Raw genomic sequence first — 3,447 nt, forward strand, 5'->3', positions numbered from 1 at the left:
CTCGGCCAGCGCCGCCGCAATGCGCGGGGGGGCCTCGTCGCCCTGCACCGGCACCGGGTGGATGCGTATCCCGCAGCCCCAGCCGCGCTCGTCCGCCATGCGCAGAAAGTCGCGCACAGCCGCCCCGCTTGGAGCCGTGATCACCGCCACCCGTTTCGGATGGCGCGGCAGCGGACGCTTGCGCGCCGCGTCGAAATAGCCCCGCTCGGCAAGGCGGGCCTTCAGCGCCTCGAACTGCGCGTGCAGCCGCCCCAGGCCCGCATCCTGCGCCATTTCGACCACCAACTGGTAGCCGCCGCGCGGCGGGTACACCGTCAGCCGCCCCGCGCACAGCAGTTCCTGCCCGTTGGCCATGGTGCGCGCAAGGCCGGGACGCGGCCCGTCCTCGAACACCTCGCCGGTCATGGGATCGAAACGCTCGGCCTCACGCTGGTTGCCCCGGAACCACACGCAGTTGAGCACCGCGTCCTCGTCCTTGAGCGCGAAATAGCAATGCCCCGAGGCCGGGCGCGACAGGTTGCTCACCTGCCCGCGCACCCACACAAAGGGAAACCCGCCCTCAATGGCGGCCCGGATGGCCCGGGTCAATTCACCCACGGTGTAGATGGTGCTCATGGCGTTACAGATGCGGGGCTCCGCCCCGCTCCCCGCAAGGGGGCCGCGCCCCCTTGACCCCTTTTGCGTGGACAGCCCGCGCTACGCGCGGCCCGTCCACGGAACGGGCACAACGGGAAGCGGCAGGCTGCCCCGAATAAAAAATTCTGGAAGGGGGAGCGCGAGGGGGAAAACCTCTTTCAAGAGGTTTCCCCCTCGCGAATTTCTTTCCCTATTTCTCTTCTGCTACAGCCCCCAGCCCGCGCGCACGGCGGCGCGCCAGGTGCGGAAGGCTTCGGCGAAGCCGTCGACGGGCAGTTCGGTCTTTTCGCCGGTGCGGCGGTCCTTGGCTTCCACGATGCCGCGTGCCAACCCCTTGCCGCCAATCACCAGTTGCAGGGGCATGCCCACGAGGTCGGCGTCCTTGAACTTGACGCCGGGGCGTTCGTCGCGGTCGTCCAGAATGACGTCCACGCCCTGGGCCTTGAGTTCGGCGTAGAATTCCTCGGCCTTGCCAAGGGTTTCGCCGTTCTTGGGGTCCAGACAGCACAGCACGGCTTCGAACGGGGCGATGGGCGGCGGGAACACGATGCCGTCGGCGTCGTGGTTCTGCTCGATGCACGAGGCCACCACGCGCGACACGCCGATGCCGTAGCAGCCCATGACCATGACCTTTTCCTTGCCGTCTTCGTCAAGGAAGGTGCACTTCAGGGGTTCGCTGTACTTGGTGCCCAGCTTGAACACGTGGCCCACCTCGATGCCGCGCGTCAGCTCGATGGGTTGGCCGCAACGCGGACAGGCGTCGGCGGGGGTGATCACGCGCAGGTCGGCGTAACGTTCGATCTTGGCATCGCGCGACAAGCTGACATTGCGCAGGTGGGTATCGCCCTTGTTGGCCCCGGTGATCCAGCCGTCGGAAGCCAGCAGTTCGTGGTCGGCGAAGACGCGCTCCACGTTCAGGCCCACGGGACCGGCAAAGCCCACGGGCGCGCCGGTGACCTGCTGCACCAGTTCGGGCGCGGCGAGGTCCAGTTCGTCGCACCCCAGCAGGTTCTTCAGCTTCACGTCGTTCAGTTCGCGGTCGCCGCGCACCAGCGCGGCCACGGGCTTGCCGTCGGCCACCAGGATCAGCGTCTTGACCAGCGCGGACTGCGGAACGCCAAGGAAGGCGCACACTTCTTCCACCGTGTGCTTGCCGGGGGTGGGCACCTCTTCGATGGCGCCCACTGCGGGCAACGACGCGGGAATCGCAGGTGCGGCCACCTCGGCGCGCTCAACGTTGGCCGCGTACTCGCAGCCGGTGCAGGCGGCAATGGTGTCTTCGCCGGTGTCGGCCAGCACCATGAACTCGTGCGAGAAGCTGCCGCCGATGGAGCCGGAATCCGCCTCCACCGCGCGGAAGCGCAGGCCAAGGCGCTTGAACACCTGCTGATAGGCCTCGTACATGGCCCGGTAGCTCTTGTCGGCCCCGGCCTCGTCACGGTCGAAGGAGTAGGCGTCCTTCATGATGAATTCGCGGCCACGCATCAGGCCGAAGCGCGGGCGGATCTCGTCGCGGAACTTGGTCTGGATCTGGTACAGGTTGATGGGCAACTGGCGGTACGAGCGCACCTCGCCGCGCACGAGATCGGTGATGACCTCCTCGTGCGTGGGTCCAAGGCAGTAGTCGCGCCCGTTGCGATCCTGAAAGCGCAGCAGTTCCTTGCCGTAGAATTCCCAGCGGCCCGATTCCTGCCACAGGTCGGCGGGCTGCACCATGGGCATGGAAAGTTCCAGCGCGCCCGCGCGGTTCATTTCCTCGCGCACGATGGCGGCGGTCTTCTCGATGGCCTTCAGGCCAAGGGGCAAGTAGATGTAGATGCCCGAGGTAAGCTTGCGGACCATGCCCGCGCGGGTGAGCAGTTTGTGGCTGACCACCTCGGCGTCTGCCGGGGCTTCCTTCAGGGTGGGGATGTAGCAATTGCTCCAGCGCATCAGCTGTCCTTTCTGGCTGCCTTGCGTTCGGCAAGGAACGTATCGAGTTCTTCCATGAAGGCGGCGAGCAGGTTCGCGCCGCCCTTGACTGTTCGTATTATCTCTCCCTTGCGGAAGATGATGCCCTTGTCGCGCCCGCCCGCGATGCCGATGTCGGCCTCGCGCGCCTCACCGGGGCCGTTGACGGCGCAGCCCATGACGGCCACCTTGAAGTTTTCCGTCTCGCCCGCGAGGCGGCGTTCCACTTCCTGCGCAAGGCTGATGAGCCCTATTTCGGTGCGCCCGCATGTCGGGCAGGAGATGATTTCCGGCCCCCGGTGACGCAGCCCCAGCGAACGCAGTATTTCCCAGGCCACGGGGATTTCTTCCACCGGGTCGCTGGTCAGCGACACGCGCAGCGTGTCGCCTATGCCCAGCCACAGCAGCACGCCAAGGCCCACGGACGACTTGACCGACCCGCGCAGCATGGTGCCCGCCTCGGTCACGCCGATGTGCAGGGGGTAGTCGCACCGCTCGGCCAGCACGCGGTAGGCGTCTATGGTGTGCAGCACCGACGAGGATTTCAGCGAAATCTTGATGTCGCCGAAGCCCCGGTCCTCCAGCATGCGCACGTGGCCAAGGGCGCTTTCCACCATGGCTTCGGGCGTTGGCCCGCCGAAGCGTTCCAGCAGGTGCCTTTCCACCGAGCCGGAATTGACCCCCACCCGGATGCACGCGCCGCGCGCGCGGGCCGCGTCCACAACGCGGGCCACGTTGGCCTCGCCCCCGATGTTGCCGGGGTTGATGCGCAGGGCGTCCACGCCCGCTTCCAGCGCGGCCACGGCCAGGCGGTGGTCGAAATGGATGTCCGCCACCAGCGGCACGGGCGATGCGGCGCGA

General features: G+C 67.2%; 3 protein-coding genes. All 3 read right to left on the minus strand.

The genetic code is table 11. The features are described 5' to 3' along the window. On the minus strand, nt 1–615 hold a 615-nt coding region (gene xseA, locus FVW20_RS10215), incomplete at its 3' end, for an exodeoxyribonuclease VII large subunit (RefSeq protein ID WP_196609369.1). Nucleotides 616–840: 225 nt separating this feature from the next. Then, the gene (locus FVW20_RS10220) at nt 841–2,568 is read right to left on the minus strand and encodes a proline--tRNA ligase (protein WP_196609371.1); all 1,728 of its coding nucleotides are present in this window, start codon (nt 2,566–2,568) and stop codon (nt 841–843) included. After that, nucleotides 2,568–3,447: flavodoxin-dependent (E)-4-hydroxy-3-methylbut-2-enyl-diphosphate synthase (ispG, locus tag FVW20_RS10225; protein WP_196609373.1), on the minus strand; the 880-nt coding region annotated here is incomplete at its 5' end. The genes FVW20_RS10220 and ispG, both read right to left, overlap by 1 nt.

This window comes from Nitratidesulfovibrio oxamicus (genome assembly GCF_015731765.1).
GTDB lineage: Bacteria > Desulfobacterota > Desulfovibrionia > Desulfovibrionales > Desulfovibrionaceae > Cupidesulfovibrio > Cupidesulfovibrio oxamicus.

What these genes read in the sequence shown, in the direction of transcription:
- FVW20_RS10220 (WP_196609371.1), bottom strand. Translation starts at nt 2,568, where the DNA reads ATGCGCTGGAGCAATTGCTACATCCCCACCCTGAAGGAAGCCCCGGCA.